Here is a 26,876-nt window from a genome sequence, read left to right as displayed (position 1 = left end):
CGATTCCCCATTCCCAACTCCCGATTCCCATGAAAGCTAACGACATCAAGAAAGGCAACGTCGTCGAATACAACGGCGGCATCTACCAGATCCGCGACATCGAGCGTAGCTCGCCGCAGGGCCGCGGTGGCAACGTGCGTTTCCGCTTCATCATGTACAGCGTGCCCGGTGGCGCCAAGCTGGACGCCAGCTTCGACGCCGACGACAACCTGCCGGAAGTGGAGTTGCTGCGTCGCCTGTCGACGTTTTCGTACAAGGATGGCGAGGCGTTCGTGTTCATGGACGACGAGGACTTCACTCCCTACACGCTGGATGCGGACGTGATCGGCACCGATGCCGGTTACATCATCGACGGGCTGACCGGCATCTACGTGCAGGTGATCGACGACCAGCCGGTGGCCGTGCAACTGCCGCAGACGGTAACGCTGGAAGTGGTCGAAACCCCGCCTGAACTCAAGGGCGGCACCGCCACCAAGCGGCCCAAGCCGGCCAAGCTCAATACCGGCCTGGAAATCATGGTGCCCGAGTACATCACCAACGGTGAGCGCGTGCTGGTCAACACCACCACCGGCGAATTCGCAGGCCGCGCCGACTGATGCGCAAGCTGGTCGTTTTGGTGACGCTGGGGCTGCTGGGCGCCTGCACGGCGCAACCAGCCCCGGCACCGACCTCCACGCCCGCACCCGCGCCGGTGGCCTGCACCGACGCCAAGGTGGACGAGGAGTGGCTGCAACATCCGCCCGGCCTGTGCGGCATGCCGGAGGATGTGCGCACGCTGGTGGAGGACTACGACACCTGCGAGCACTTCGCGGGCGAGGATCCGTACGACGCCGATCGTCGCCACGAGATCGAAGTGGCGATCGCGCAGTTCTGCACGCCGGCACCGGCACGGCTTGCAACGCTACTGAAGCAGTACCGCAACAACGCGCAGGTCAGCGACTGGCTGCGCAAGTATTCGGTGCAGGCGGATCTGCAACCGGCTGGCTGAGGTGCGCCGGCTGGCGTGACAGGTGCCAGCTGGTGCAATGCGTCGTCCCTGGCCGGAGCACCGGGAACTGGGACTTACCGCTGCAGGCGTTTGTCGGCAGCCGCATCACCGCGCGCTAGCACGCGCAGGCGTGCGCGCAGGCGCTGCACATTCGCCTCGCCCTGCTCTAGTCCGGCGCGGACGTCGGCCGGCAGTTGCTGCCGCCCCAGCGCCTGCAGCTGTTTCCAGCCGTCGACCAGTACGCCGGTTTCCTGCGCCACGCGCACGCTCAGGTCTTGCTGCTCTTCCGCTTGCGGCAGCCCGTAGCCGGCGCTGCCCAACAGCGTGGCCGGGTGACTGAGCCGGGCCTGCCGCGCGAACAGTGATTGCAGTTGACCCTGCACCGAGTCGCGCCCGGCAGCGCCGGGCGTCAGCAGGCGCTTGAGCGCATCGCGTGCCAGCAACTCCTGGCGGCGCAACGCGGCCTGTTCCAGCAATAACGCTGCAGCCGTCTCGCGTAGACCGCCGCGGTCGAACCACTGCGCACGCGCGTCCGCGCGCGCGTCCAGCCATTGCTCCACGCTGGTCTGCGGCACCGGCAGGCCGCGGCGGATCACCTCGAACATGGTCTGGTAATGCGCCGCCGCCGACTCAAAGTAATAGCCCTGCCGAATCGCCTGCGCAGGGTCGTCCAGCACCTGCATGTCGGCGATGCCGGCGCGCTGCAAGCGCTGCCTCACGCCGCGCGGGGTGATCGACGACAGCCGTGCCGCGGCCAGCCGCGGCACGCCGTCGTGCAGGAGCTTGAAGGTCTCCACCGCGCAGTTGTTGCCGATAAAGTAGTAGCGCCCGTCGTAACTCCAATGCACCTGCGCGGCGCGTGCGAGCAGCGCGGCGATCTCCCCGGGCGCCAGTGTCAGCGGCACCGACGACAGCGCGCGCAGCTCCACCTTGGTGTATTCGTCCACGACCTGATTCAACGGCAATACGAACAACCGCGAGGGATACGAGCCGGTCAGCCCGCGCCAGCTGGAAATCTGCACATCGCCGACGAAGGCGCGGAACGACAGCACGCGGTGATACTGCAGATCCAGACGGCAATCGGGACCGGGCGTGCGGCCAGGGGCACAGATCACCAGACGCAGCATGCTGTGGCCCCAGCGGCTCATCGGCTGCGCATTGCCCTCGGCCAGCAGGTAGTCCACCGCGTACACACGCGCTGGATCCAGTGCCAGCAGCGACATCGCGCCGGCATCGTTATCAGCCTGCAGGTACGGCAACGTCGTCTCGCAATGCGTTGCATCGGGCATGCCACCGACCTGCTCGGCAAACCAGGCCGCCAGCGCCGGACGCCGGCAGTGATAGTCGGCATCGAGCACGTAGTGTTCGAGATTCACCGCGACGAATTCGGCTGGGCTGCGCCGCTCGTAATCGTCGGGGCTGCGATCGCTGAACCGGTTTGCGCCGCGCCCGATCCGCCAGGGACGCACTTGCCAGCCGGCCAGATCGCGCAGCCGCGGGTCGCGCGACAGGCCGCCGTGCGCACTGCGGTCCAGCACATGCGCCAGTTCATGCACCACGGCGGCCATTGCCGCGCGCGTGGCCGGTGCCTCGGGGTCGGTCTGCGTGGCCGTCGCCTGCGCGCTCCAGGCATCCAGCAGCGCACGATCGAGCAGGATGCGCCGGCCGATCGCGCGGCCATGCACGTGTGCCGGCAAGTCCGTGCGCCACTGCAGCTGGATCGGTGCGTCGATGCGCTGCATCCAGGCCGGCGGCAGACGCTGCGCCACCTGTTTCACCAATGCGTGCGTGGTGTCGATCTGCGCCGCAGACAGGCCCTGCGGATCGACATCGATGCGTAATTCGGCCTGCGCCGCCGGTGCGATCGCTGCGGCCAGCCACAGCCACCAGCACCGGCGAGGAGAACTCACTGGGCCAGGATGGACTGCGCCAGTTCCAGGTCGCTGGACAGCCGCGCCGCATCGCTACGGCTGCGCAACTGCAGCAGCGCCGCTTCCAGCCGCGCGCCGCGGATCGCGCCATCGCTGGCGACGAAGCCGGCGGCATCTTCGCGTGCGTCGGCCACCACCTTGTCGTCGCCGGAACTGCTGCCGGAGGAATTGGACGAACCGGCCGACGATGCACCCGCCGAGGTTCCGGCCAGGCTGGATGCGAAGGCCGCCAGCGGCAGCAGCGTCAAAGCGCAAAACACGAGGGAGCGCATCATTGGCGTATCGATTCCATGTGAAGGTGGTGAAAGACTAACCGGCACGCGTGGCGGCAGGCGCGTCGTCCATCTCGAACAGCTTGCCGGGATTCAGCAAAAGATGAGGATCGAGCACATGTTTGATCCCGCGCATCAAGGCGATCTCCTCGGCCGAGCGGGTACTCCACAGGTAGGCCTTCTTGACCAGGCCGATGCCGTGTTCGGCGGAGATGCTGCCGCCAAAACGCTGCAAGGCCTGCGCCAGCAACTTGGTCACCTGATCGCAGGCCGCCACGAAATCGGCCTGGCTGGTGCCATCGGGCTTGAGCACATTGATATGCAGGTTGCCATCGCCGATATGGCCGAACCACACCACATCGAAATGCGGATACGCATCGTGCAGCAACGCCTGGGTTTCGGCCAGGAACGCAGGCATCAACGAGATGCGCACCGACACGTCGTTCTTGTACGGCGTGTAGCGCGCCAGCGCTTCGGTGATGCCTTCGCGCAGCCGCCACAGTTGCGCGGCCTGCGCATCGCTCTGGCTGATCACCCCGTCGCTGACCCAGCCCTGCTCCATGCAGGTTTCGAATGCCGCCATCGCTGCGGCTTCCTGCGCCTCGTCGCCGGCAGCGAATTCGGTGACCACGTAATACGGATACACCTGCGCAAACGGTGCCTGCGCGCCGTGCGCCAGCACGTGTTCGAGCGCGCGATCGGTGAAGAATTCGAACGCCTCCAGCCGCAGCTGCGCGCGGAACGCGGCAAATACCTGCATCAGCACCTCGAACGAGGGCAGCGCCAGCAACATCACGTTGCTGGGCGGCGGCGGGTCGGTCAATCGCAATGTCGCTTCGACCACCACGCCGAGCGTGCCCTCGGAGCCGATCATCAGATGGCGGAAATCGTAGCCGCTGGAATTCTTCACTAGCGCGTTGTTGAGTTCGAGCAGTTCGCCGGCACCGGTGACCACCTTCAGGCCGGCCACCCAGTCGCGGGTATTGCCGTAGCGGATCACGCGGATGCCGCCGGCATTGGTGGCGATGTTGCCGCCGATCGAACACGAACCGCGCGCGGCGAAATCCACCGGATACACCAGCCCATGCTCGCGCGCGGCGTTGTGCACCGCTTCCAGCGGCATGCCGGCCTGGACGGTGAGCGTGCGATCCACCGCATTGAACTCCAGCGACTTGTTCAGGCGCTCCAGGCTCAGCACCAGCTCGCCGTTGGCAGCCACCGCACCGCCGGAAAGACCGGTGCGCCCGCCCGAAGGCACTACCGCAACCGCGTTCGCATTGGCCCAGCGCAGCACCGCCTGCACCTCGTCCACCGAACCGGGCAAGGCGATCGCCAGCGGGTTGGGCGTCCAGCGCCGCGTCCAGTCGCGGCCGTAGTGTTCCAGGTCGGCCGGCTCGGTCTTCAAACGCAACTCGGGCACGGCCTGTTGCAACGAAAGGATGCGGGGATCGGTCATGACACACGGCGCTGCAGTAGGAACCGCACAGCGTGCCAGTGCGCGCCAGCCTCGTCCAGTTGCACGACGCGGCACCGCCACCGCGTTGGATTCAGCTGAAACCGTTGCACCGCAAGGACTTAGCCTGCGCAAACACTGCGTTGCGGGCGCCCCATCGCGCGGCCCATCTGGCATAGTTGCCGACCCGATTGCCGCAATGCGCTCCCCCATGTCGCCGAAGAGAACCTCGTTTCCCAAGCAGGACATCCGCGTCCTGTTGCTGGAAGGCATCAGCCAGACTGCCGTGGATGTGTTCCGCGCCGCCGGTTATTCGCAGATCGAACTGCACGCCAAGTCGTTGCCGGAAGACGAGCTCATCGCGCGCATCGCCGAGGCGCATATCGTCGGCATCCGCTCGCGCACGCAGTTGAGCGCCGAGGTGCTGGCGCATGCCAAGCGCCTGATCGCAGTGGGCTGCTTCTGCATCGGCACCAACCAGGTCGATCTGGACGCGGCCGAGCTGGCCGGCATCCCGGTGTTCAACGCGCCCTATTCCAACACCCGCAGCGTGGCCGAGTTGGTCATCGCCGAGGCAATCCTGCTGTTGCGCGGCATCCCGCAGAAGAATGCCGAATGCCATCGCGGTGGGTGGTCCAAATCGGCCGCCGGCAGCCACGAAACGCGCGGCAAGGTGCTGGGCATCGTCGGTTACGGGCATATCGGCACCCAGGTCGGCGTGCTGGCTGAGTCGCTGGGCATGCAGGTGATCTTCCACGACATCGAAACCAAGCTGTCGCTGGGCAACGCGCGCGCGGCGATCGATCTGGACGACCTGCTGGCACGCTCGGATGTGGTGACCCTACATGTGCCGGAGACGCCGTCGACCAAGGACATGATCGGCGCGGCGGAGATCGCGCGCATGAAGCACGGCGCGCATCTGATCAACGCCTCGCGCGGTACGGTGATCGACATCGACGCACTGGACGCGGCACTGAGCGCGGGCCAGATCGGCGGCGCGGCGGTGGACGTGTTCCCGATCGAGCCCAAGGGCAATGGCGATGCGTTCGAATCAAAGTTGACCGCACACGACAACGTGATCCTGACCCCGCACGTCGGCGGCAGCACGCTGGAAGCGCAGGACAATATCGGCATCGAAGTGGCCGCCAAGCTGGTGCGCTACAGCGACAACGGCAGCACCCTGTCGGCGGTGAACTTCCCCGAGGTCACCCTGCCCGAGCACCCCGACAGCCTGCGTCTGCTGCATATCCACCGCAACGTGCCGGGCGTGCTGTCCAAGATCAACGAACTGTTCTCGCGCCACAACGTCAATATCGACGGCCAGTTCCTGCGCACCGACCCCAAGGTGGGCTACGTGGTGATCGACGTCAGCGCCAGCGAGGCGCAGGCCACCGCGTTGAAGGAAGGCCTGGCCTTGATCGAAGGGACCTTGCGGACGCGCATTCTGTACTGAGCGGACTTTGTACTGAGGTGATCCCTTCTCCCAACGGGAGAAGGTGGCCCGAGGGGCCGGATGAGGGGGCGCTGCGGCCAACTTCGACGCGTCTGCCATGGCAAACGCGTCGCCACGCGCCAGTAAGGCTGACTCGTAAACTGGCAGCCGATGCCTGGCTGTACTTCCCCCCGCGCCCCGGCCCGCGCTTGCGGCGCGGGCGCTCCCAGTCACGCGCGCCCATGGCGCGCAAGCTGTGCCTGCTCGCCCCGACAGGAGAGGGGCTTTGATTCGCAGACGTAAGCGTTAGGCAACGTCTCATCACTCACTCAATGCTTCCAAGGCCATGACAGCAAATGGCCTAGGCAGCAGCGTGGCCGGGGATTGGCGAGAGCGGCACAAGGACGTGCCGCGGCGGCGAGTCAGACAGGATGTCTGACCGAGCCGGGCAGCCGATCGCCGGCCGCGCTGCTGCCACCCACCGAAGCCGCTAAGCGACAGGCCAGGCCGCGCCCATGGCGAGCAAGCTGTGCCTGCTCGCCCCGACGCGAGAGGGGCTTTGATTCGCAGACGTAAGCGTTAGGCAACGTCTCATCACTCACCCACTGCTTTCAAGGTCATGACAGCGAATGGCCGAGGCAGCAGCGTGGCCGGGGATTGGCGGAAAGCGGCACAGGGATGTGCCGCGGCGGTGAGTCAGACAGGATGTCTGACCGAGCCGAGCAGCCGATCGCCGGCCGCGCTGCTGCCACCCACCGAAGCCGGCAAGTAACAGGCGTGCCCGCGCTTGCGGCACCTGAGCCAGTGGCGCGCAAGCAGCACCTTATCGCCCCGACAAAAGGGGCTATAACAAGCTGCTCAACGCGAGCGCGCCACCCACTTCTCGGCCATGCGCCGCATCGACGGATCCAGCTGCGGATCGGCAAGCAGTTCGGCGACCGGGCGCCACGCCAGGGCCAGCGATTCTTCGCTGACTTCGAACGCCTCGTCCGCCCCAGCCATCACCACATAGCGCGCGTCGTAATGCCAGTGCCCGGCCACCTCGCCGCGCGCGGGAATCCAGTGCCGGTCCAGGTCGAAAATGGCCGCGTCAGCCAGGCGCAAGCCGGTCAATCCGGATTCCTCCTGCGCCTCTCGCAAGGCCACTTGCGCCAGGTCGCGGTCGCCGTCGGCGTGCCCGCCCAGCTGCAGCCAGCGTTGCAGCTTGCGGTGATGGGTCAGCAACGTGCGCGTGCCATCGGCGCTGACCACCCACGCCGAGCCGGTGAAATGACCTTCGACACGCTCGCGCAGGAACGGGTTGGTGGCATCGTCCAGCAGTTGAGCGAACTGCTCGGCCAGCTCCGCTTCGTCCGGCCAGCGTGCGCGGTAGTCGGCCAATCGCTGTTGCAGGGTTGCATCCACCATCTGTCGTTCCCGGTCGCCCGTTGCGGGCCAGGCGGCCATTATCGCCATTCATGCTGCGTACGTGCTTGTCGTGAGCGTGTAGCTTTGGCAAGGTAGGCCGCTTGCCTGTCCCACCGGGATGCGGCGCACCACCTTCGCCCAGGCGCGCGCGCCTTAGCTTTGCCACTTAGGGATGTACCGAATGCTGAAGTCTCTGTTGAGGGTCAAACCGATCGAGCCCGCTGGACATGTCGACGGGGGCGAACCGGTCGAAGGCAGCCTGCAAGGCGAAGCCACCCTGCAACGCACCCTCACCGCCAAGCACCTGATCATGTTGGGGATCGGCGCGGTGATCGGTGCCGGCATCTTCGTACTGACCGGCCAGGCCGCTGCCAACCATGCCGGCCCGGCGGTGATGCTGTCCTTCGTGTTCGCCGGCATCGCCTGTGCATTCGCCGGCCTGTGCTACGCGGAGTTCGCGGCGATGATGCCAGTCTCCGGCAGCGCCTACTCGTATTCATATGCCACTCTCGGCGAGGGCATCGCCTGGTTCATCGGCTGGTGCCTGGTGCTGGAATACCTGTTCGCCGGCTCCAGCGTTGCGGTCGGCTGGTCCGCCTACCTGATCAGTTTCCTGACCGGCACGCTCGGATTGCCGTTCCCGGCCGAGCTGGCCGGCGCGCCACTGGCCTGGGACGGCCACAACTTTGTCAGCTCCGGCAACCTCATCAACCTGCCGGCCGTGCTGATCGTGGCTGCGGTGAGCATGCTGTGCTACGTCGGCGTCACCCAGTCGGCGTTCGCCAACGCCATCGTGGTGGCGATCAAGGTGGTGGTGATCTGCCTGTTCGTCGGCTTCGGTATCGCCTACATCGACCCGGCCAACTGGCATCCCTTCATCCCGGAAAACACCGGGCCGGGCCAGTTCGGCTGGGACGGCGTGTTCCGCGCCGCATCCATCGTGTTCTTCTCGTATATCGGCTTCGACGCGGTCTCCACCTCCGCCGGCGAGACCAAGGATCCGCAGAAGAACATGCCGATCGGCATTCTGGTATCGCTGGCGGTCTGCACCGTCATCTACATCATCGTCTGCGCGGTGTTGACCGGCTTGCTGCCCTACACCCAGCTCGGCACCGCCAAGCCGGTGGCCACCGCGCTGGAAGCGCACCCGCAACTGACCTGGCTCAAGACCGCGGTGGAGATCGGCGCGATCGCCGGCCTGTCCTCGGTGGTGCTGGTGATGCTGATGGCGCAGCCGCGCATCTTCTACACCATGGCCAAGGATGGGTTGATGCCCCGACTGTTCGGCAAGGTGCATCCGAAGTTCCATACCCCCTATGTCGGCACGATCTTCGTCGGCGTGGTCGCGGCGCTGCTGGCCGGGTTGATCCCGCTCAGCGTGCTGGGCGAACTGGTGTCGATGGGCACCCTGCTCGCCTTTGCCACCGTGTGCGCCGGGGTGATGGTGCTGCGCTTCACCAAGCCGGATCTGCCGCGCCCGTTCCGGGTGCCGCTGGCGATGCTGATCTGCCCGCTGGGCGCGCTGGCCTGCCTGTTCCTGTTCTTCCAGGCCTTCCAGGAACACTGGAAGGTGTTCGTGGGCTGGACCATGATCGGCCTGGTCATCTATTTCGGTTATGGCATTCGCCATAGCCGGCTGGCCCGTAAGGCTTGATTGCGAGTCCCTCGCAAGAGCCCGCACATCCGTGTGCGGGGATTTAACGACACGAGTACCTCGCAACAGCCCACACATTCGTGTGTGGGGATTTGACGACACGAGCACCTCGCAACAGCCCGCACATCTCGCACACGCCCGCACCGCCACGTGCAGGGATTCAACAGGAACCGCTGCATGTTCAAGCAACTCTGGGCCACCAAGCACCCGCACGCCAGCCACGAGGCGGCCGACGGGCTGGGCCTGCAACGCGCACTCGGGCCGTGGGGGCTGACCGCCCTGGGCATCGGGGCGGTGATCGGCGGCGGCATCTTCGTCATCACCGGTCAGGCCGCGGCCGACCATGCCGGCCCGGCGATCATGCTGTCGTTCGTGCTGGCCGCGGTGTGCTGCGCGTTCTGCGCAATGGCCTACGCCGAGTTCGCGGCGATGGTGCCGGTATCCGGCAGCGCCTACACCTATACCTATGCCACCTTCGGCGAACTGGCGGCCTGGTTCATCGGCTGGATGCTGGTGCTGGAGTACGGCGTGTCCGCCTCGGCGGTGGCGGTCAGCTGGACCGGCTATTTCCTCAGCCTGCTGGAACATTTCAACATCCACCTGCCGGCCGCCCTGGTCAGCGCGCCGCTGGACGGCAAGCTGCAGCGCACCGGCGCAATCGCCAACCTGCCTGCCGCCGGTATCGTGCTGCTGCTGACCTGGCTGTGCTATGTGGGCATCCGCAAGTCGTCGGCGATGAACATGGCGATGGTGATCCTCAAGACCGGGCTGATCCTGCTGGTGATCGCGGTGGGCTGGAAGTACGTGGATACCGCAAACTGGCACCCGTTCATTCCGGCCAACGAAGGTCCGGGCAAGTACGGCATGGAAGGCGTGCTGCGCGGCGCGGCGATGGTGTTCTTCGCCTATATCGGTTTCGAGGCGGTGTCGGTGGCGGCGCAGGAATCGCACCGCCCGCAACGCGACCTGCCGATCGGCATGATCCTGTCGCTGGTCATCTGCACCGTGCTCTACATCGCCATGGCGGCCGTGATGACCGGCCTGGTGCCTTACACCCTACTCGGCACCGACGAGCCGGTGGTGACCGCGGTGGCGGCGCATCCGCAGCTGGCCTGGTTGCGCGTGGTGGTGGAAGTCGGTGCGCTGATCGGGCTGTCGTCGGTGGTGCTGGTGATGATCATCGGCCAGCCGCGCATCTTCATGATCATCGCGCGCGACGGGCTGCTGCCGTCGATCTTCACCCGCATCCATCCCAAGTACCGCACCCCGCACGTCAATACCGTGATCACCGGCGTGGGCATCGCCCTGCTGGCAGCGGTGTTCCCGCTGGATGTGCTGGGCGAGCTGACCTCGATGGGCACGCTGATCGCGTTCGCCGCCGTGTGCGCCGGCGTGCTGATCCTGCGCCGCACCCACCCGGAACTGCCGCGTCCGTTCCGCATGCCGGTGGCCTGGCTGATCTGCAGCGCCGGCGTGTTGAGCTGCCTGGCCCTGCTGTCGGCGATGACCCTGCACAACTGGATGTTGATGGGGGTGTGGACGCTGGTCGGGCTGGTGGTCTATTTCGGCTACGGCTATCGCCACAGCCGTCTGCGCGACGGTCGTTGAGCACACGCGTGGGCTGAGAGCGGCCGATAGAACGCCTGCGCGCCGGTCTATCGCAGAGCGGCTGATCTGCGCGGGCTGATCTGTAGCTTGGTTGGTTGGTTGGATGGTGCTGGTCTGCGGCCTGGCTGCAGGGCCCTTGCCCGCCCACCGTCGCGGGACACGCCGCAAGTACGTCCGTGTAGGCTCTTACGCGGCATCCATGCCGCGTAAGGTCCCGCGACGGTGGGCGGGCAAGGACCTGTCGGGATGATCGGTGTGCACAGTGAAGAGCAGTAAGCGCAGTGCGTGATGCGCGTTGTTCGATACTGGCGCGCTGGCTCGAGGTGCGACACGGGGGCGACAAGCGGCTTTTCATGCGACCACCGACCAGCTTCCTGGTGCGGTGTCCTCGCCGGTTGCGGGACCCTTGGCGGCATGGATGCCGCCAAGGAGCCTCCATGGACGGATTCACGGCGTGTCCCGCAAGTGGTGAGGGCACCGCGCCCTCGACCGACCAGGCATTTGACCTGGGCTTCTGACTGCATCCACCAACAGACGACTGACGAAACCACCGCGGCCACTGCCAGGCGCGCGCTCCTAACATTTTGTAGGCCGATCTGCGTACGGGCCTGGCAGGAACAAAACCCTGCTGCGCTGCACCTGACCGTAATCCGGCGGGGCAGTAGAATAGGTCCATGAATGCGACCACTGCCCCCCTGCCCTATAGCGCCGCGCGTCTGCACGAGCTGGCGCACCTGCTGATCGGCAACATCCGCGAGCTGGCCCAGGCCGGCTGGACGCCGGCCACCAGCAGCAATTTCTCCCATCGCCTGGACGAACAGCACGCGGCGATCACCGTGTCCGGCCGCGACAAGGGCCGCCTGGTCGAAGAAGACATCATGGTGGTGGACTTCGATGGCCTGGCGGTTGGCCGTCCGTTGCGCCCGTCCGCGGAAACGCTGCTGCACACCCAGCTGTATCGCCGCTTCCCCGAGATCGGCTGCGTGCTGCACACGCATTCGCCGGTGCAGACCATTGCCTCGCGGCTGTACGCCGGCAGCGGGATGATCCGGCTGGAGGGCTATGAGCTGTTGAAAGCCTTCGAAGGCAACACCACACATGAAACGGCAGTGGACGTGCCGGTGTTCGCCAATACGCAGGACATGCAGGTGCTGGCCGCGCAGGTCGAGACCCTGCTGGACAAACAGAGCCTGTGGGGGTATCTCATCGAAGGACACGGTCTGTATGCCTGGGGCCGCAACATGGCCGAGGCGCGCCGTCACCTGGAGGCCTTCGAATTCCTGCTGCATTGCGAACTCGAGCTGCTGAAGCTGCGCGGCCCGCGCTGAGTCCTCGCCACCTCCCCCTTCCCTTGTGAGCCAGATCGCCATGAGCCGACTTCGCATCTACAACGATTCCGATCCCAACCTGCCGCAGCTCGATAGCCGCGACGGCCAGCAGATTGCCGCCGAGCTGAGCAAGATCGGCGTGACCTTCGAGCGCTGGAAGGCCAATCAGCCGATCGAGCCCGGCGCATCACCCGAGCAGGTGATGGCGGCCTACCGCGAGGATATCGAGCGGCTCAGCGCCGAGCGCGGGCTGAAGACCGTCGATGTGGTCAGCATCGCGCCGGATAATCCCAAGCGCGAGGAAATGCGCGCCAAGTTCCTGGACGAGCACTTCCACAAGGAAGACGAGGTGCGCTTCTTCGTCGCCGGCTCGGGCCAGTTCACGCTGCACGTGGACAACAAGGTCTACGAGATCGAATGCGTGAAGGACGACCTGATCGCCGTGCCCGACAGCACCCTGCACTGGTTCGACATGGGGCCGGAGCCGCACTTTGTGGCGATCCGGTTCTTCACCGAGCCCGATGGCTGGGTCGGCCACTTCACCGGCACCGAGATCGCCCAACAATTCCCCCGCTACGCCCCCGAGAAACCTCCAAAGGCCAGCTGACGATGACACGACCGCAAGCGATCCTCACCGATATCGAAGGCACCACCAGCAGCATCTCGTTCGTCAAGGACGTGTTGTTTCCGTATGCGCGCCGCGCCATGCCGGCCTACGTGCAGGAGCACGGCGGTCACCCGCAGGTACGGCACTGGCTCAACCAGGTGGCCGACGAGATCGGCGAGGACGTGCCGGACGAAGTCCTGGTCAGCACCCTGCAGACCTGGATCGACGAGGATCGCAAGCACACCGCGCTCAAGGCGCTGCAGGGGATGATCTGGAGCGACGGCTACAAGACCGCCGACTTCACCGCGCACATCTATGCCGATGCGGCGATCCAGCTGCAGGCCTGGCATGCGGCCGGCATTCCGCTGTACGTGTATTCGTCCGGCTCGGTGCCGGCGCAGAAGCTGTTCTTCGCCCATAGCGATGCCGGCGACCTGAGCGGGCTGGTCAGCGACTGGTTCGATACCGAGGTCGGCCCCAAGCGCGAGAGCGCCAGCTACCGCCGCATCGCCGAACGCATCGGCGTGCCGCCGGGCGAGATCCTGTTCCTGTCGGACGTGATCGAAGAGCTGGACGCAGCCAAGCGTGCCGGAATGCGTACCGCGTTGCTGGACCGTCGCGAGGATTACCCCACCCCACGCTCGGCCGACGAGATCGGCAGCCACCAGCGCGTAGAAAGTTTCACCGAGCTGGCGCTGTAAGCGCGATCGGCAAGTCCGCTGCGCTCATCCTCGGGTGAGCGCAGTCGTTACTCGGCGTTGCATGCGCTACTGATGTATTGCGGTTCAAGCGCGCCGTCCGCACCTGCCTGACGGCGCGCTCGCGGCGCGGTTGCAGGCGTGGGTCAGCCGACCTTGCCGATGCGCAGTGGCGAGACTTGGCAGGCAAGGCCTGCTGCAGGCAACGTGTTCTGCAAGATGTGCTTGAAGCGGATCGATGGACGTTGTGCAACGTCATGGCCTGCGTTGCGATCACTGCGCCCAGGCGCTCCACCCGTCCTCCCAGACCTCGGCGTTTGTCATGTCGCTGCATTCCCCCTTCGGACCGAACGCCTTGCTGCGGCGGCTCTCCTTGTTGATCGTCATCGTGGCCTTGATGGCCGGCTGTCATCCCGATGCCGGTGCCGCACTGCCGAACCAGGCGGCGGCAGGCAAGGATGAGGTGGACCCGGTCGACCAGGCGGCGCTTGCGCAGGCATTGAACGCGCTGCAGCCACAGCGTCCTGGGGTGACCGACCTGTATGTGGTCGGCTTCGCCGGCGATGCCAGCGACGATGTGTTTCGCAACGAGACGCTCTACCTCAGGCAGCTGTTCGAACAACGCTTCGACGCGCGCGGCCGCGTGGTGACGCTGGTCAACAACCCCGACAATCTGGGCGAGCAGCCGTACGCGCCGCTGGCGACCTACGACAACCTGTACGACACGCTCGCCGCAATCGGCAAGCGCATGGATCGCAAGGAAGACGCGCTGCTGCTGTTCGTCACCACCCATGGCACCGAAGACCACACGCTGTACGTGCAGGTGGACCAGAACGAGGAAGACTTCATCAGCCCGCAGGATCTGCGCCAGGCATTGGACGATGCAGGCATCGGCAATCGCATCATCGTGCTGTCGGCGTGCTACTCGGGCGGCTTCATTCCGGCGCTGCGTTCGCCGGACACGCTGATCCTCACCGCCGCGCGCGCTGACCGGCCCTCGTTCGGCTGCGGCAACACCTCCAATGCAACCTACTTCGGCCAGGCCTGGCTGATCGATGCGATGAACCGCAGCGACGACCCGCTGGCCGCGTTCGATATGGCCAGGACGGCGATCACCGCGCGCGAGAAGCAGGAAGGCGAACTGCCGTCGTTGCCGCAGCAATCGCTCGGCAAGCGCATCGCGCCGGTGCTGGCACGCTGGCGTGCAGGGCTACAGGCAGGCCCGGCCGTGGCCTACCCATATCCGCCGCTGGAGACCGCTCCGGACGCCGGGCAGGACCAGGATCCGGAAGCCGATCCCGATAGCAGGTCGCTGGACGATCCGACCAAGGTCAAGGTGCCGGCCGCACCGGCCAGCCCGCGCAAACCGTCGCCTGTGCCGGCACCCGCGACGCCATGAAGATTGCCGCGCGCTGAGACTAATTCTCATTTCGTCAGCGCCTGCGCAGCCTCGCTACACTCGCCCGGCCAGCCAGCTCACGCCAGCCAGCATCGATCCCCGCCAGCGCGCCATCGCCTGCCAGCCCGGATCCCAAAACGCCTCCCTCGTGGAGGCGTTTGTGTTTCCGACGATAGGGTTCAAGCGTCAACGAACCAACAACCAATCACCGTAGGAGCGCATTGATGCGCGACGGGCTCCACACCAGAACCCCCGCCCCACACACGCCTCCTCTTCAGGGATCGGCGCGCTGCAAGCGATACACCGTGCGTGCGCTGTACTGCCCGCTCGGCAGCGATGCGCGTACATCCACCGCGTGCTCGCCTACCTCCAGCGTGGTCGGCAGCGCACCACGCCATAGATGCGTCGACGGCGTGGCCTCGGGCGAGCGGTCGTAGCCGCGCAATTGCTCGGCCGCATCGTCGCGCACGTTCTCGGCCAGCAGGCGCGGATCGGCGCGCTCCACCCGCTTCATCGGTTGCCATGCGCCATTGTCGATGCGCATCTCGACGAGGGTGTCGTCCTGGCCCATGAAGACATTGGCGTAGATCCCCCAAGCCGCATACGCACCCTGGCGCAGCACCTTGGGCGCGTGCAGCAGCAGTTGCGCATCATCGACCGAACGCGCCACGTGATAGGCCAGCGTGTAGTCGCCGCCGGGCGCGACCCGCAGCACCGCGTACCCGTTCGGCGTGCCGTCGCTCATCGTCGCGTCGGGAATGCCGTCGGCATCCTTGGCACCGGACCAGAACGCCCCGCAGGCCGCGCCGACGTTGTATTCGTGCAGCGGGCGGGCGCCCTGCCAACCTTCGTCGGCGCCGTGATCGACCTGTCGCTGGGTATGGCTGTGTGCGCTGAGCACCAGCACATGCGGAAAATCCTTCAACAAGGCGAACAGGCGGCGACGATCAGCATGCCGAAAGGTCTCCTGCCCCGGCGCCGCGTCGAACAACGGAATATGCATGCCCATCACCAGCAGCCGCTCGCGCGGCAGCTGCGCCAGATAGGCCTGCAGGAACGTGAACTGATCCTCGCGCAGGCCGCCCACATAAGCCGGTTTGCCGCCTGGCGTATAGATCACATCGTCCAGGAACACGAAGCTGGCGTTGGCCTCTTCCACCGCATAGGTGTCTGGGCCGTAGACGGCACGCCAGCTGTCGAGCGAATGCGCATCGTCGCCCGCGTCGACGTTGAGATCGTGATTGCCCGGCACATGGAACCACGGCACCCCCAATTGGGTGGTGACCTTGTTCAAGGCCGGGTACAGGCTCAGATCGTCGCTGACGATATCGCCCAGCGTGGTGCCCAGCCTGGCCGAGGTCTTGCCGACGATCGGTGCCACGATATCGCGCTGGTAGTAGCCCACGTCGGTCAGGCTGGCGGTCTGGCTGTCGGCAAACACCAGCATCTGGAAGCCTTCCTTGCCGGCACTGGCGCGCGGGGTCAGCGCAAAATCCCAGTGCTGCGTATTGCGCCCGGTTGCGGCGATGCCCGGGTATTTGCGCTTGGCCGAGCCCTTGGGCGCGTAGTGACGCCAGAAACCCGGCAGTCCGTCGGCGGCTGGCACGAAGCTGCGCTCGCCCGGTTTGATCACGAACACCGTCTGCCCGTCACGCACCGGCAGGCGATAGCGGCCTTGCGCGTCGGTACGCACCAGTTGCTCGCCGTTGGAGACCGCTACATCGGCAATGCCCGGCTCATCGGCGCTGCGCCCGGCACGCCCGTCGCGTTCTTCGTAGACGGTGCCATCGACCACGGCATCGCGCGCGTAGGCGCTTCCCGCGAGCACACCCAGGGCCAACAGAGCGAAGCAAAGCTGCATGCGTTTTCCCGCGCGAAGATCAGCGGAAATTGTACCCGCCCTCGCCAGGCGCACGGCGCGAAAGACACGCCGACACGTGCCCCGTAGGAGCGCACCCGGGCGCGACGGGCCTTACCCCTAACGCGTCGCGCCCGGGTGCGCTCCTACATGACTACGTTATTTGTGCCGCGACTCCAATAGCGCCACCGCATCGCCCAGGCCCAGGCCGCGCGCACGCAGCAGCACGATCAGGTGATACAGCAGGTCGGCCGACTCGCCGAGCAACTCGGCATCGCCCTGCACCACGCCGGCCAAGGCAGTTTCCACGCCCTCCTCGCCCACCTTCTGCGCGATGCGGCGGATGCCCTGTTCGAACAGCTTGGTGGTGTAGCTGCCGTGCGGGCGCTCCTGCTCGCGCGTGGCGATCAAGGCGTCCAGGCTGCCGAGGAACTGGCCGGGCGCGCCTGGAAAACAGCTGGTGCGGCCCAGATGGCAGGTCGGCCCGTGCGGGCGCGCCTGCACCAGCAGCGTGTCGGCGTCGCAATCGGTCTCGATCGACACCACCCGCAACACGTTGCCCGAGCTCTCGCCCTTGGTCCACAGGCGCTGCTTGCTGCGGCTGAAGAAGGTCACTTCGCCACGCTGCTGCGTCACCGCCAGCGCTTCGGCGTTCATGTAGCCCAGCATCAGCACGCGCAGGTTGTCGGCGTCCTGCACGACCACCGGCAACAGGCCCTCGCCCTTGCTCCAGTCCAGCGCGGCGAGCGCGTCGCCCGCTGTCATCTCGTTACTGCCCATCACGTACCTCGATCTGTTGCGCGCGCAGGAATTGCTTGAGTGCCGGGATCGGAATCGCGCCGCTGTGAAACACGCTTGCCGCCAGCGCGCCATCGACATCGGCCTGGTCGAACACGTCGGCAAAATGCTGCATCTCGCCAGCACCGCCGGAGGCGATCAACGGCACGTGGCAGAGCGCGCGCACCTGACGCAGCTGTGCAATGTCGTAACCACGCCGCACGCCGTCGTTGTCCATGCAGTTGAGCACGATCTCGCCCGCACCCAGGCGCTGCGCTTCGGCCACCCAGTCCAGCGTGCGCATCGGCAAGGCCTGGGTCTTGCTCGGGTCGCCGGTATAGCGACGCACGCGCCACTGCCCATCGTCCTCACGAATCGAGTCGACACCGACCACCACGCACTGCACGCCGAAGGCATCGGCCAGCTCGGAGATCAACTGCGGGCGGCCAAGCGCGGGCGAGTTGATCGAAATCTTGTCAGCACCGGCATGCAGCACCGCGCGCGCGGTTTCCACATTACCGATGCCGCCGGCCACGCAGAACGGGATATCGATCAGCCGCGCCACCCGTTCGACCCAGGTGTAGTCGACCGAGCGCCCTTCCGGGCTGGCACCGATGTCGTAGAACACCAGCTCGTCTGCACCCTGGTCGCGGTAGCGCAGCGCCAGTTCGACGATGTCGCCCATGTCGATGTGGTCGCGGAACTTGACGCCCTTGACCACGCGCCCGTCGCGCACGTCCAGGCACGGAATGATGCGGCGGCTCAGCATGCCAGTGCCTCCTTCAATGCCAGATGCCCTTCCAGCAAGGCCTTGCCGAGCACGATGCCGGCGCATCCGGCAGCCTTGGCGGCCGCGACATCGGCCAGGTTGCGCGCACCGCCGGACACCTGCACCTGCAACTGCGGCGCCAGCGTGCGCAGGTGCGCGTACAAATCCATATTCGGGCTGGACAGCATGCCGTCGCGTGCGATGTCGGTGCACAGCAGATGCTGCAGGCCGGCCCGCGCGTAACGTACGGCCAACTGATCCAGCGTGGCCTCGGCGGCCTCGGTCCAGCCGTGCACCGGCAACTGCCATACGCCGTCGGCGTCCTGTCGCGTGTCCAGCGCGATGGTCAACCGATCGGCGCCGAATTCCTGCAGCCATTCGATGACGCTGTCGGGCTGGCGCACCGCCAACGAGCCGATTACCACGCGTGCGGCGCCAGCATCGAGGATACGCGCCACATCGGCGCGTGAGCGGACGCCACCACCGGTCTGCACCCGCAAGCCGGTGGCACGTGCAATCTCGCCCAGTGTGGTGGCCAGGGTGTAACCACCGGCCTTTGCCGCATCCAGATCGACCAGATGCATCCACTGCGCGCCGGCATCGGCAAACGCCTGCGCGCGCGGCAGCACATCGTCGCCGTACTGCGTCTCGCGTGCGTAGTCGCCCTGCAGCAGGCGCACCACGCGGCCGTTGCGGATATCCAGGGCCGGGTAAACGGTGAAACTCATGGGAAGCTCATCTCAAGAAAATTGCGCAGGATGCGTGCACCGGTCTCGGCCGAACGCTCGGGGTGGAACTGCGCGCCGCAGCGCAGGCCTTGCTGCACCACCGCCGTGAACAGGCCGCCGTGATCGCAGGCGGCCACGGTGTCGGCCGTCACCGGCGCGGCATAACCATGCACGAAATACGCACTGGCACGCTCCGGCAGGCCGTCCAGCAGCGCGGACGCGCGCATCGGCACCAGCTGGTTCCAGCCCATATGCGGTACGCGAATGCCGAGCGCCGGCGTCATGTGACGCACGATGCCCGGCAGCAGACCCAGGCAATCGACATCGCCTTCTTCGGAATGCTCGAACAGCAATTGCATCCCTAAGCAGATGCCGATCAGCGGCACCTGCAGTTGTCGCAACGGCTCGACCAGGCCCTGTGCGCGCAGGCGCGACATCGCTTCGGGCGCAGCGCCGACGCCAGGCAGGATCACCCGCTGCGCGCCCTGCAGCCCGGCTGCATCGCGTACCAGGCGCGCTTCCACGCCCAGCCGCTCCAACGCGTAGCGCACCGAGCCCAGGTTGGCGCCGCCGGCATCGATCAACGCGACATCGGTCATAGCGCACCCTTGGTGGTGGGCAACGCCGTGCCTTCGCGACGGATCGCCTGGCGCAACGCGCGCGCCAGGGCCTTGAAGCAGGCTTCGACCTTGTGGTGATCGTTCTCACCGCGCACGCTCAAGTGCAGGTTCAAACCGGAGGCGTCGCAGATCGAGCGGAAAAAATGCGGCACCAGTTCGGTCGGCATGTCGCCCACGCGCTCGCGTTTGAACTCGCCGTCGAACAAGAAGTACGGCCGGCCACTGAAATCCAGCGCGGCACTGGCGATGGTTTCGTCCATCGGCAGCGTGAAGCCATGCTGCGCGGTGGCGCCGGCCACGCGCCACGGGCTGTCGTCGGGATCGAAGCCGTAACGGCCGATGCCGCGCTTGTCGCCCAGCGCTTCGCGCAAGGCTTGGCCCAGCGCCAGACCGGTGTCTTCGATGGTGTGGTGCTCGTCGATGTGCAGGTCGCCTTCGGCACGGATATCCAGCGCAAAACCGCCGTGTTTGCCGATCTGTTCCAGCATGTGATCGAAGAACGGCAGGCCGGTGGCGGTCTTCGGCTCGGCCACGCGGTCCAGATCCAGTTCGACGCGGATCTTGGTTTCCTTGGTGTTGCGTTGAACCACCGCACGCCTTGGCGCATCGGCCAGCTCGTGCGCGATGCCGGGCCAGTCCCACTCGCCACCGAACTCGTCGGTGCGCAGCTGGAAGCCACGGATATTGAGGTTCTGCGCGAACTGGATGTCGGTGATACGGTCGCCCACCATTGCCGAGCGTGCCCAGTCGATCGTGCGGTCCTGCAGGTAAGGCACCATCAGGCCGACCCCGGGTTTGCGTGTGGGCGCGTTGTCGGCCGGCCAGCTGCAGTCGATCAACACCTCGCGGAACACGATGCCCTGGCTGGCGAAGATCTGCAGCATCAGGTTGTTGGGGCCATCGAAGGACGCGCGCGGATAGCTGTCGCTGCCCAGCCCGTCCTGGTTGCTGACAATGACGAACTGATAGCCGGCATCGCGCAACTTGAGCATCGCCGGAATCACGTTGTCGACCAGGCGCAGTTTTTCATAGGCGTCGATCTGGTAATCGGCCGGCTCGGTGATCAGCGTGCCGTCGCGGTCGACGAAAAGAATCGGGGTCATGCGGCGGCCTCCTGCTTGCGTTGCAGCGCGCTCAGCACGCGCTCGTTCTGTTCGGGCGTGCCCAGGGTGATGCGCAGCGCGTCGGACAGCTGCGCAACCGCGCGTTGGTCGCGTACCACCACACCGGCCTCCAGCAGCGCCTGGAATGCCGCTTCGGCATCGTCGAAGCGCACCAGCAAGAAGTTGCCCTGCGAGGGATACACCTGACGCACACCGGCCAGCTGCTCCAGCGCCTGGTGCACGCGCGTGCGCTCGCTGCGCACCTCGGCGATGCGCCGACGCGTGACCTCCAGCGCAGGCGCCGACAAGGCCTGCTCGGCCATTGCCGCGCACGGCGTCGGCACCGGGTACGGCGCCTGGCAGCGCCGCAGCAAGGCGATCAGCTCGGCGTTGGCGATCAGGCTGCCGATGCGCGCCGCTGCCAGCGCATGCGCCTTGGACAGCGTGCGCAACACCGCCAGATTGTCGTAGCGCGCAAGCAGGCTCACTGCCGATGGCACATCGGAGAATTCGCCGTAGGCTTCGTCGACTACCACCAGCGCCTTGCCCTGCAGGGCCTGCACCGCGGTTTCGATCGCGTCCAGGGCAATCGCCGAGCCGGCCGGGTTGGACGGCGAACACAGGAATACCAGCTTGGCCTGCGAGGCCAGCGCTGCCGCAACGATCGCCGGGATATCCGCGTAGAAACCCGCAGGCCCGTCCACCAGCGCCACCTCGACCAGGGGTGCGTTCTGCAGGCGCGCACACACCGCGTACATGCCAAACACCGGTGGCGTCACCACCACCGCATCGCGCCCGGGTACGCATAGGCCACGCACCAGCAAATCGATTGCCTCGTCGCTGCCGCGGCCAATCAACAGCTGCTCGGGCGTGCAGCCGTACAGCGCTGCCAGTGCGCTGCGCAAACCCTTGGGTTGCGGATCCGGATACCGCCGCGTGCTCGCGCCGGGGTCGGCCGGATTGCCCCAGGCCGACTCGTTGGCGTTGAGCCACACATCGCCCTGCAAGGCGCTGGTGCGTGCCGACGAATAGCCGGCAAACGCACGCAGGTCCTCGCGCACCAGTTCCAGAATCGAAGACGTGCTCATGCTGCCACTCCCATGCGCAATGCCACTGCATTGGCGTGCGCATCCAGGCCTTCGGCGCGCGCCAGAATCAGCGCGCATGCGCCGATGCCGTCGATGCCTGCCTTGCTGGCCGCCTGCACGCTGACCATGTTCTGGAAGCTGGCCACGCTCACGCCGCTGTAGGCGCGCGCCGCACCGCTGGTCGGCAACACATGGTTGGTGCCGCTGCAGTAATCGCCCAGCGCTTCGGGCGTGTAATCGCCGAGAAATACCGAGCCGGCCGCTTCGACCTGGCTCAGCCACGCACGCGGCTCGCGCAGCGCAAGAATCAAATGCTCAGGTGCGTAGCGGTTGCTGATCGCAAACGCCTCGTCCAGGGTCTGCACCTTGATCAGGCGCGATTGCGCCAATGCCTGGCGTGCGATCCCGGCGCGCGACAGTTGCGCCAGCTGGGTGTCCAGTTCCACCTGCACCGCTGCGATCAGCGCATCGCTGTCGGACAACAACAGCACCTGCGAGTCCGGGCCGTGTTCGGCCTGCGACAGCAGATCGGCGGCAACGAAGGCCGGCTGCGCACCGGCATCGGCGATCACCAGCACTTCGGACGGACCGGCCGGCATGTCGATCGCCGCCGCGCCGGACTGCGCCACCTGCTGCTTGGCCTCGGTGACGAAGCTGTTGCCCGGGCCGAACAGCTTGTCGCAACTCGGAACCGATTCGCTGCCATACGCCATTGCCGCAATCGCCTGCGCACCGCCGAGCTTGAACACCCGGCGCACGCCGGTCAGCTGCGCGGCAACCAGCACAGCCGGATCCACGCTGCCGTCCTTGCGTGGCGGCGTGCACAACACCACCTCGCGGCATCTGGCCAGACGTGCCGGCACGCCCAGCATCAACGCAGTCGATGGCAACGGCGCACTGCCGGCCGGCACGTACAGGCCGACCCGGCCGATCGGCCGCACGATCTTTTCGCACACCACGCCCGGCGCGGTTTCCACCGCATAGCCTTCGCTCATGCCGGCGCGGTGGAAGGTGTCGATGCGCGCCACCGCATCCTGCATGGCCTGACGCAGTTCCGGCGCCACCGCCGCTTCGGCGGCGGCAAATTCGGCCTCGCTCACGGCAAAGTTGTCCAGCGCCACGCCATCGAAACGCGCGGTGATCTCGCGCAAGGCGGCATCGCCGCGTGCGCGCACATCGGCAATCAATGCAGCCACCGCGTCGCGCGTCTGCGTGGCCACGGTCTGCACCGGGCGGGTCAATGCCTGGTTGCGTGCAGCGGCGTCCAGTTGCGACCAATCGAGAATATTCATGCCAGCGAGCGCTCCACCGTCAACACCATCAAACCTTGCGCACCTGCGCGTTCGAGTTCTTCCAAGCGTTGCCAGGTCACCGCGCCATGACACATGGTCTGCAGGCGCAATGCGCCGTTGCCATCGTCGGGCAGTTGCACCAGCGGCTCTGCATCGGGCAGCAGACGGCGCAGCGCATCCACATTGTCCTGCTCGGCGCGGAACATCAGCAGCTTGCTGTCGCGCAGCTTGAGCACGCCATCCATGCGCCGCAGCAGCATCGCCAGCAGCGCGGCGCGTGCGTCGGCCGGCTCGCGCACCGCACCGGCCAGCACCGCTTCGCTCTCCATCACCAGCTCGACCGGCTTGAGCTGGTTGGCGGCCAGGGTGGCGCCGCTGGAAACCAGATCGCAGATCAGATCGGCGGTGCCCAGGCGCGGGGCGATCTCCACCGAGCCGGACAATTCCACCACCGCCGCGTCGATGCCCTGGCGCTCCAGCCAGTCGGCCAGGATTGACGGGTAGCTGGTGGCGATGCGCTTGCCGGCCAGTTGCGCCACGCCCTGCCAGTCCCACTCTTCCGGCACCGCGAGCATCAACCGGCACTGGCCGAAACCGACCCCGCGCACCGCGTGATACGCGGCCGGCAGGCCGTTGCGGCGGCGCTCGGATGCCTGCTCTTCGAGTTCGTTCTGGCCGACGATGCCCAGATCGCAGACGCCATCGGCGATCAGGCCGGGGATGTCGTCATCGCGCACCAGCAGCAGGTCCACCGGCAGCGATTCGCCGTAGCAGAACAGCTTGTCGCGGCTCTGCCGCCAGCTTAGCCCGCAGGCCGCCAGCAGGCTGCGCGCCGGTTCGGCCAGGCGGCCGCTCTTCTGGATGGCGATACGCAACCGGTCACGTGCCGGTGCTGCCGTGGAAGCACTCATCTTGTTCTCTCAGTGGGATTCGACAGGGCGCGACGATTGCTCGCGCAGGGCCTCGGCATAGCCGCCGGCGCCATGTTCCAGGGTGCGCGCAACGCGCCCGATGGTGGTCACGCTGACCTGGGTCAGCTCGTGGATTTCGCGATACGGCACGCCCTTGATCAACAAGGGCACCACCCGCCAGCGGTCGGACATGGCCTCCAGCTCGGCGGGCGTGCACAGGTCGCGCAGAAAGGCCTCGACCGCGCCGGGTTCCTTCAGGCACGCCAGCGCATCGGCCAGCATCTTGAGGGAGGCGGCGGCATCGGCACTTTCGCGGGGGGCAGGTCGTTGTTTCATTGCGTTAATGTAATAGCGTGTTAGCACATTAACGCAAACACAGGCTGCGGGACAAGTACGACGGGCAAAGCGTTCAGAGAAGCCCCGGACCGTGCGGCGGACCAGAAACGACAAACCCACCGACACCGAGGTGCCAGTGGGCCTGCGCATGCTTCAGCAGGCGTGAGCGCTGCTGACCGTCTTTACCACCCTGGCGGCGCCATCGCGCTGCTTCCGGAGGCGTCAATTTCCGTTGACGTTACCGGCCACCAGCATCGCCCTAGCCTGCTCCAGCTCCACCAGCAAGGTGCTGGCCAGCTCGTCGCGGGCCACATCGAACTGCTGCTCGCGCACTAGGTCCTTGACCGCCACCACCCCGCGCGCCAGCTCGTCGTCGCCGGCCAGCACCACGAAGCGGATGCCCGCGCGTGCGGCGTACTGGAACTGCTTGCCGATCTTCTTCGGCTCCATCTGCACTTCGGTATTGATGCCGCCGATGCGCAGCCGGCGCGCGATATCCAGCGCATCGTCCAGGCGCGACTCGTCCATCAGCGCGACCATCGCGTGCACGCTGCTCTCGGCGATGCCCTGGATCAGGCCGGCCTCGCGCAGCTGCCAGAACAGCCGGGTCAGGCCGATCGAAATGCCCACGCCGGGCAACTTGGACTTGGTGTAGTGGCTGGCCAGGCTTTCGTAACGGCCGCCCGAGCAGATCGAGCCGATCTGCGGGTGGTCGGTCAGCGTGGTCTCGTAGACCGTGCCGGTGTAGTAGTCCAGCCCGCGCGCGATCGAGAAGTTCAGGCAGTACGCGCTCTCGGGCACGCCCAGCGCCTTGACCAGTTCCAGCACCTCGCGCAGCTCGGCGATGCCCTCGCCCAGCGTCGCGCTCGCAGCGGCCGAGGCCTCCAGCGCCTGCAGCTGTGCCAGCGCATCGGCATGCCCGTTCGAGCGCACCGCCACGAAGGCCAGGATCTTGTCGACCTGCGCGGCGGCGATGCCGAAGCCTTCGCCCACCAGCGTGTCGCGCACGTAGTCGGCGCCGCGCTTGTCGATCTTGTCGACCTCGCGCAACACCGCCAGCTGCAGCTCGCCCTCGGCCACGCCCAGGCTTTCGAAGAAGCCGCGCAGCAGCTTGCGGTTGTTCAACTGCACCTTGAACGCGCCGATGCCCAGCTCGGCGAACACCGCGTGGATCACCGCCAGCACTTCGGCGTCGTAGCGGATGCTCAACGCATCCTTGCCGATCACGTCGATGTCGCACTGGTAGAACTCGCGGAACCGCCCGCGCTGGGCACGCTCGCCGCGATACACGCGCTGCATCTGATAGCGGCGGAACGGGAAGCTCAAGTCGTGCTCGTGCTCGGCCACGTAGCGGGCCAGTGGCACGGTCAGGTCGAAACGCAGCGCCAGCTCCGGCAGGCCGCCCTCGCCGCCCTCGTCTGCCGCCGCGGCGGCATTGGCCAGCGCGCCGGTGGACTGCACGAAATACACCTGGCGCTCGGTCTCGCCGCCGGACTTGGTCAGCAACACATCGGACAGCTCGAACACCGGGGTTTCGACCGGCAGGAACCCGAACCGCTCGTAGTTGCGGCGGATGACGTCCAGCATGCGCTGGAACGCGATCTGCTCGCGCGGCAGCAATTCCATGATGCCGGGCGGCGTACGGGGCTTGATCACGAGCGAAACTCCTGCAGGGCAATGTGGCGAACGCACAATTCTACCGGCTGCCGGCCGCGCTGACCGCATGGCGTATCATTCACACGCATTCCAGCAGTGCGTGACTCATGTACCGGCAGCTTCCAGACCCCAGCACGACCTGCCCGGCGCCCGGCGTGGCCACGCGCACCGATGTGCGCGGTTCCGACTGCGCACAGTGTGCGGTCCGCGGCCGGGCCATCTGCGCGGCGCTGTCGCCGCAGGAAATGGACGCACTCGACCAGGCCACCAGCGCCCAGTCCTACGCGCCCGGCAGCACCCTGGTGCGCGCCGGCGATACCCGCCACCACGTCTATACACTCACCTCCGGTGCGCTGCGCATGGTGCGCACGCTGGCCGACGGCCGCCGCCAGATCACCGGCTTCGTGCTGCCGGGCGATTACGTGGGGCTGACCGAAACCCCGCAGCACCGCCACGATATCGAAGCCATCATCGACAGCCGGGTCTGCCGCACGCCGCTGGCGCAGATGCGCCAGTTGCGCGAGCGCTACCCGCAGCTGGAACGCAAGCTGCTGCAGCGTGCCAGCATGGAGCTGGCCGCCGCACAGGACACCGGCCTGCTGCTGGCGCGCCTGCAACCGGGCGAACGGCTGGCGCATTTCCTGCTGCGACTGGCCGCCCGCTCCACCCAGCCCGGCGCCAGCGGCGACACCGTCGCCCTGCCGATGAGCCGCAGCGATATCGCCGACCACCTGGGGCTGACCGTGGAAACGGTGAGCCGCACTTTCACCAAGCTGCGGCAACAGCAGCTGATCGCGCTGCCGCAGCTGCATCTGGTGCAGATCCTGGATTACGCGGCGCTGCGCAGCCTGGCGGGCGATACCGTCTGAGACGCGACGGCCAGCAGGACCGATGCGACCAGCGAGCGCGCGCATCCACTGGCGCAAGCGCTGCGGAAGTTGGCATCACCAATTGCGGATGT

Annotated in this window: 25 protein-coding genes; 10 read left to right on the top strand and 15 right to left on the bottom strand. The window is 66.6% G+C overall.

Annotated elements, in window-relative coordinates; genetic code table 11:
- Positions 1-29 precede the first annotated feature (29 nt).
- Positions 30-596, top strand: a complete 567-nt coding sequence (gene yeiP, locus ABQY74_RS09620) for an elongation factor P-like protein YeiP (protein WP_016904354.1) — start codon at positions 30-32, stop codon at positions 594-596.
- A complete protein-coding gene (locus ABQY74_RS09615) occupies positions 596-988 on the top strand; it encodes a hypothetical protein (RefSeq protein ID WP_181143198.1) in 393 nt (130 codons plus the stop codon). The genes yeiP and ABQY74_RS09615 overlap by 1 nt, the downstream gene beginning before the upstream one ends.
- Positions 989-1,062: 74 nt before the next feature.
- On the opposite strand, the gene ABQY74_RS09610 is transcribed toward ABQY74_RS09615, so the two are convergent.
- The 3 genes from ABQY74_RS09610 to ABQY74_RS09600 are packed head-to-tail and all read right to left on the bottom strand — an operon-like array spanning position 1,063 to position 4,647.
- Positions 1,063-2,898 (bottom strand): DUF4105 domain-containing protein, encoded by a 1,836-nt coding sequence (locus ABQY74_RS09610; protein WP_104570109.1) that lies wholly within the window; start codon positions 2,896-2,898, stop codon positions 1,063-1,065.
- Complete coding sequence (locus ABQY74_RS09605) at positions 2,895-3,194, bottom strand: DUF2388 domain-containing protein (RefSeq protein ID WP_024937732.1); 300 nt, start codon at positions 3,192-3,194, stop codon at positions 2,895-2,897. Before ABQY74_RS09605 ends, ABQY74_RS09610 begins: the two co-directional genes overlap by 4 nt.
- 34 nt (positions 3,195-3,228) lie before the next feature.
- A complete protein-coding gene (locus tag ABQY74_RS09600) occupies positions 3,229-4,647 on the bottom strand; it encodes an FAD-binding oxidoreductase (protein WP_349794698.1) in 1,419 nt (472 codons plus the stop codon).
- Positions 4,648-4,855: 208 nt separating this feature from the next.
- Here ABQY74_RS09600 and serA point away from each other — a divergent pair, with 208 nt between their 5' ends.
- Positions 4,856-6,097 carry a phosphoglycerate dehydrogenase gene (gene serA, locus ABQY74_RS09595; RefSeq protein WP_166764331.1) on the top strand — a complete coding sequence of 414 codons (1,242 nt, stop codon included), beginning with the start codon at positions 4,856-4,858 and terminating at the stop codon, positions 6,095-6,097.
- Positions 6,098-6,934: 837 nt separating this feature from the next.
- Here serA and ABQY74_RS09590 read toward each other — a convergent pair.
- Positions 6,935-7,522: an NUDIX hydrolase gene (locus tag ABQY74_RS09590; protein WP_104573293.1), complete on the bottom strand. Its 588-nt coding sequence runs from the start codon at positions 7,520-7,522 to the stop codon at positions 6,935-6,937.
- A gap of 142 nt (positions 7,523-7,664) precedes the next feature.
- Between ABQY74_RS09590 and ABQY74_RS09585 the strand changes: the two genes are divergently transcribed.
- The 6 genes from ABQY74_RS09585 to ABQY74_RS09560 all read left to right on the top strand — a co-directional run bounded on the left by ABQY74_RS09585 (position 7,665) and on the right by ABQY74_RS09560 (position 14,777).
- Positions 7,665-9,137, top strand: coding sequence for an amino acid permease (locus ABQY74_RS09585; protein WP_026064795.1), 1,473 nt, complete (start codon positions 7,665-7,667; stop codon positions 9,135-9,137).
- Positions 9,138-9,314: 177 nt separating this feature from the next.
- Positions 9,315-10,745, top strand: coding sequence for an amino acid permease (locus ABQY74_RS09580; RefSeq protein WP_016904398.1), 1,431 nt, complete (start codon positions 9,315-9,317; stop codon positions 10,743-10,745).
- A 674-nt stretch (positions 10,746-11,419) separates the two neighbouring features.
- On the top strand, positions 11,420-12,073 hold the full coding sequence (locus ABQY74_RS09575; RefSeq protein ID WP_349794569.1) for a methylthioribulose 1-phosphate dehydratase: 654 nt from the start codon (positions 11,420-11,422) through the stop codon (positions 12,071-12,073).
- 40 nt (positions 12,074-12,113) lie between these two features.
- Positions 12,114-12,680 (top strand): acireductone dioxygenase, encoded by a 567-nt coding sequence (locus tag ABQY74_RS09570; RefSeq protein WP_349794572.1) that lies wholly within the window; start codon positions 12,114-12,116, stop codon positions 12,678-12,680.
- Positions 12,681-12,682: 2 nt separating this feature from the next.
- Complete coding sequence (mtnC, locus tag ABQY74_RS09565; RefSeq protein ID WP_349780665.1) at positions 12,683-13,381, top strand: acireductone synthase; 699 nt, start codon at positions 12,683-12,685, stop codon at positions 13,379-13,381.
- A 319-nt stretch (positions 13,382-13,700) separates the two neighbouring features.
- Positions 13,701-14,777, top strand: coding sequence for a C13 family peptidase (locus ABQY74_RS09560; protein WP_349794574.1), 1,077 nt, complete (start codon positions 13,701-13,703; stop codon positions 14,775-14,777).
- 274 nt (positions 14,778-15,051) lie between these two features.
- Here the strand turns inward: ABQY74_RS09560 and ABQY74_RS09555 are convergent, their stop codons facing one another.
- The 11 genes from ABQY74_RS09555 to hisS all read right to left on the bottom strand — a co-directional run bounded on the left by ABQY74_RS09555 (position 15,052) and on the right by hisS (position 25,915).
- A complete protein-coding gene (locus tag ABQY74_RS09555; RefSeq protein ID WP_349794576.1) occupies positions 15,052-16,638 on the bottom strand; it encodes a calcineurin-like phosphoesterase family protein in 1,587 nt (528 codons plus the stop codon).
- A 156-nt stretch (positions 16,639-16,794) separates the two neighbouring features.
- Positions 16,795-17,415 (bottom strand): bifunctional phosphoribosyl-AMP cyclohydrolase/phosphoribosyl-ATP diphosphatase HisIE, encoded by a 621-nt coding sequence (gene hisIE, locus ABQY74_RS09550; protein WP_024937741.1) that lies wholly within the window; start codon positions 17,413-17,415, stop codon positions 16,795-16,797.
- A complete protein-coding gene (gene hisF, locus ABQY74_RS09545) occupies positions 17,405-18,181 on the bottom strand; it encodes an imidazole glycerol phosphate synthase subunit HisF (RefSeq protein ID WP_024937742.1) in 777 nt (258 codons plus the stop codon). Before hisF ends, hisIE begins: the two co-directional genes overlap by 11 nt.
- Positions 18,175-18,909: a 1-(5-phosphoribosyl)-5-[(5-phosphoribosylamino)methylideneamino]imidazole-4-carboxamide isomerase gene (gene hisA / locus ABQY74_RS09540; RefSeq protein WP_349794578.1), complete on the bottom strand. Its 735-nt coding sequence runs from the start codon at positions 18,907-18,909 to the stop codon at positions 18,175-18,177. Before hisA ends, hisF begins: the two co-directional genes overlap by 7 nt.
- On the bottom strand, positions 18,906-19,508 hold the full coding sequence (hisH, locus tag ABQY74_RS09535; protein WP_039521347.1) for an imidazole glycerol phosphate synthase subunit HisH: 603 nt from the start codon (positions 19,506-19,508) through the stop codon (positions 18,906-18,908). Before hisH ends, hisA begins: the two co-directional genes overlap by 4 nt.
- Entirely contained in the window at positions 19,505-20,632 is a 1,128-nt protein-coding gene (gene hisB / locus ABQY74_RS09530; RefSeq protein ID WP_127158884.1) for a bifunctional histidinol-phosphatase/imidazoleglycerol-phosphate dehydratase HisB, read from the bottom strand. The genes hisH and hisB overlap by 4 nt, the downstream gene beginning before the upstream one ends.
- Positions 20,629-21,720, bottom strand: coding sequence for a histidinol-phosphate transaminase (gene hisC, locus ABQY74_RS09525; protein ID WP_349794581.1), 1,092 nt, complete (start codon positions 21,718-21,720; stop codon positions 20,629-20,631). Before hisC ends, hisB begins: the two co-directional genes overlap by 4 nt.
- Entirely contained in the window at positions 21,717-23,012 is a 1,296-nt protein-coding gene (gene hisD, locus ABQY74_RS09520) for a histidinol dehydrogenase (RefSeq protein ID WP_104623152.1), read from the bottom strand. The genes hisC and hisD overlap by 4 nt, the downstream gene beginning before the upstream one ends.
- Positions 23,009-23,923 (bottom strand): ATP phosphoribosyltransferase, encoded by a 915-nt coding sequence (gene hisG / locus ABQY74_RS09515; protein ID WP_039521341.1) that lies wholly within the window; start codon positions 23,921-23,923, stop codon positions 23,009-23,011. The genes hisD and hisG overlap by 4 nt, the downstream gene beginning before the upstream one ends.
- Positions 23,924-23,932: 9 nt before the next feature.
- On the bottom strand, positions 23,933-24,259 hold the full coding sequence (locus ABQY74_RS09510; protein ID WP_039521339.1) for a YerC/YecD family TrpR-related protein: 327 nt from the start codon (positions 24,257-24,259) through the stop codon (positions 23,933-23,935).
- A 222-nt stretch (positions 24,260-24,481) separates the two neighbouring features.
- The gene (gene hisS / locus ABQY74_RS09505; RefSeq protein ID WP_349794584.1) at positions 24,482-25,915 is read right to left on the bottom strand and encodes a histidine--tRNA ligase; all 1,434 of its coding nucleotides are present in this window, start codon (positions 25,913-25,915) and stop codon (positions 24,482-24,484) included.
- 245 nt (positions 25,916-26,160) lie between these two features.
- On the opposite strand from hisS, the gene ABQY74_RS09500 reads away from it, so the two are divergent.
- A complete protein-coding gene (locus ABQY74_RS09500; RefSeq protein ID WP_349794586.1) occupies positions 26,161-26,784 on the top strand; it encodes a helix-turn-helix domain-containing protein in 624 nt (207 codons plus the stop codon).
- Positions 26,785-26,876: the final 92 nt, after the last annotated feature.

The organism is Xanthomonas sp. WHRI 7064, from assembly GCF_040202355.2.
Lineage (GTDB): Bacteria > Pseudomonadota > Gammaproteobacteria > Xanthomonadales > Xanthomonadaceae > Xanthomonas > Xanthomonas arboricola.
This window is presented reverse-complemented; position numbering and strand designations above follow the sequence as displayed.

What these genes read in the sequence shown, in the direction of transcription:
- yeiP (WP_016904354.1), top strand. Translation starts at nt 30, where the DNA reads ATGAAAGCTAACGACATCAAGAAAGGCAACGTCGTCGAATACAACGGC.
- ABQY74_RS09615 (WP_181143198.1), top strand. Translation starts at nt 596, where the DNA reads ATGCGCAAGCTGGTCGTTTTGGTGACGCTGGGGCTGCTGGGCGCCTGC.
- ABQY74_RS09605 (WP_024937732.1), bottom strand. Translation starts at nt 3,194, where the DNA reads ATGATGCGCTCCCTCGTGTTTTGCGCTTTGACGCTGCTGCCGCTGGCG.
- ABQY74_RS09600 (WP_349794698.1), bottom strand. Translation starts at nt 4,647, where the DNA reads ATGACCGATCCCCGCATCCTTTCGTTGCAACAGGCCGTGCCCGAGTTG.
- serA (WP_166764331.1), top strand. Translation starts at nt 4,856, where the DNA reads ATGTCGCCGAAGAGAACCTCGTTTCCCAAGCAGGACATCCGCGTCCTG.
- ABQY74_RS09590 (WP_104573293.1), bottom strand. Translation starts at nt 7,522, where the DNA reads ATGGCCGCCTGGCCCGCAACGGGCGACCGGGAACGACAGATGGTGGAT.
- ABQY74_RS09585 (WP_026064795.1), top strand. Translation starts at nt 7,665, where the DNA reads ATGCTGAAGTCTCTGTTGAGGGTCAAACCGATCGAGCCCGCTGGACAT.
- ABQY74_RS09580 (WP_016904398.1), top strand. Translation starts at nt 9,315, where the DNA reads ATGTTCAAGCAACTCTGGGCCACCAAGCACCCGCACGCCAGCCACGAG.
- ABQY74_RS09575 (WP_349794569.1), top strand. Translation starts at nt 11,420, where the DNA reads ATGAATGCGACCACTGCCCCCCTGCCCTATAGCGCCGCGCGTCTGCAC.
- ABQY74_RS09570 (WP_349794572.1), top strand. Translation starts at nt 12,114, where the DNA reads ATGAGCCGACTTCGCATCTACAACGATTCCGATCCCAACCTGCCGCAG.
- mtnC (WP_349780665.1), top strand. Translation starts at nt 12,683, where the DNA reads ATGACACGACCGCAAGCGATCCTCACCGATATCGAAGGCACCACCAGC.
- ABQY74_RS09560 (WP_349794574.1), top strand. Translation starts at nt 13,701, where the DNA reads ATGTCGCTGCATTCCCCCTTCGGACCGAACGCCTTGCTGCGGCGGCTC.
- ABQY74_RS09555 (WP_349794576.1), bottom strand. Translation starts at nt 16,638, where the DNA reads ATGCAGCTTTGCTTCGCTCTGTTGGCCCTGGGTGTGCTCGCGGGAAGC.
- hisIE (WP_024937741.1), bottom strand. Translation starts at nt 17,415, where the DNA reads ATGGGCAGTAACGAGATGACAGCGGGCGACGCGCTCGCCGCGCTGGAC.
- hisF (WP_024937742.1), bottom strand. Translation starts at nt 18,181, where the DNA reads ATGCTGAGCCGCCGCATCATTCCGTGCCTGGACGTGCGCGACGGGCGC.
- hisA (WP_349794578.1), bottom strand. Translation starts at nt 18,909, where the DNA reads ATGAGTTTCACCGTTTACCCGGCCCTGGATATCCGCAACGGCCGCGTG.
- hisH (WP_039521347.1), bottom strand. Translation starts at nt 19,508, where the DNA reads ATGACCGATGTCGCGTTGATCGATGCCGGCGGCGCCAACCTGGGCTCG.
- hisB (WP_127158884.1), bottom strand. Translation starts at nt 20,632, where the DNA reads ATGACCCCGATTCTTTTCGTCGACCGCGACGGCACGCTGATCACCGAG.
- hisC (WP_349794581.1), bottom strand. Translation starts at nt 21,720, where the DNA reads ATGAGCACGTCTTCGATTCTGGAACTGGTGCGCGAGGACCTGCGTGCG.
- hisD (WP_104623152.1), bottom strand. Translation starts at nt 23,012, where the DNA reads ATGAATATTCTCGATTGGTCGCAACTGGACGCCGCTGCACGCAACCAG.
- hisG (WP_039521341.1), bottom strand. Translation starts at nt 23,923, where the DNA reads ATGAGTGCTTCCACGGCAGCACCGGCACGTGACCGGTTGCGTATCGCC.
- ABQY74_RS09510 (WP_039521339.1), bottom strand. Translation starts at nt 24,259, where the DNA reads ATGAAACAACGACCTGCCCCCCGCGAAAGTGCCGATGCCGCCGCCTCC.
- ABQY74_RS09500 (WP_349794586.1), top strand. Translation starts at nt 26,161, where the DNA reads ATGGACGCACTCGACCAGGCCACCAGCGCCCAGTCCTACGCGCCCGGC.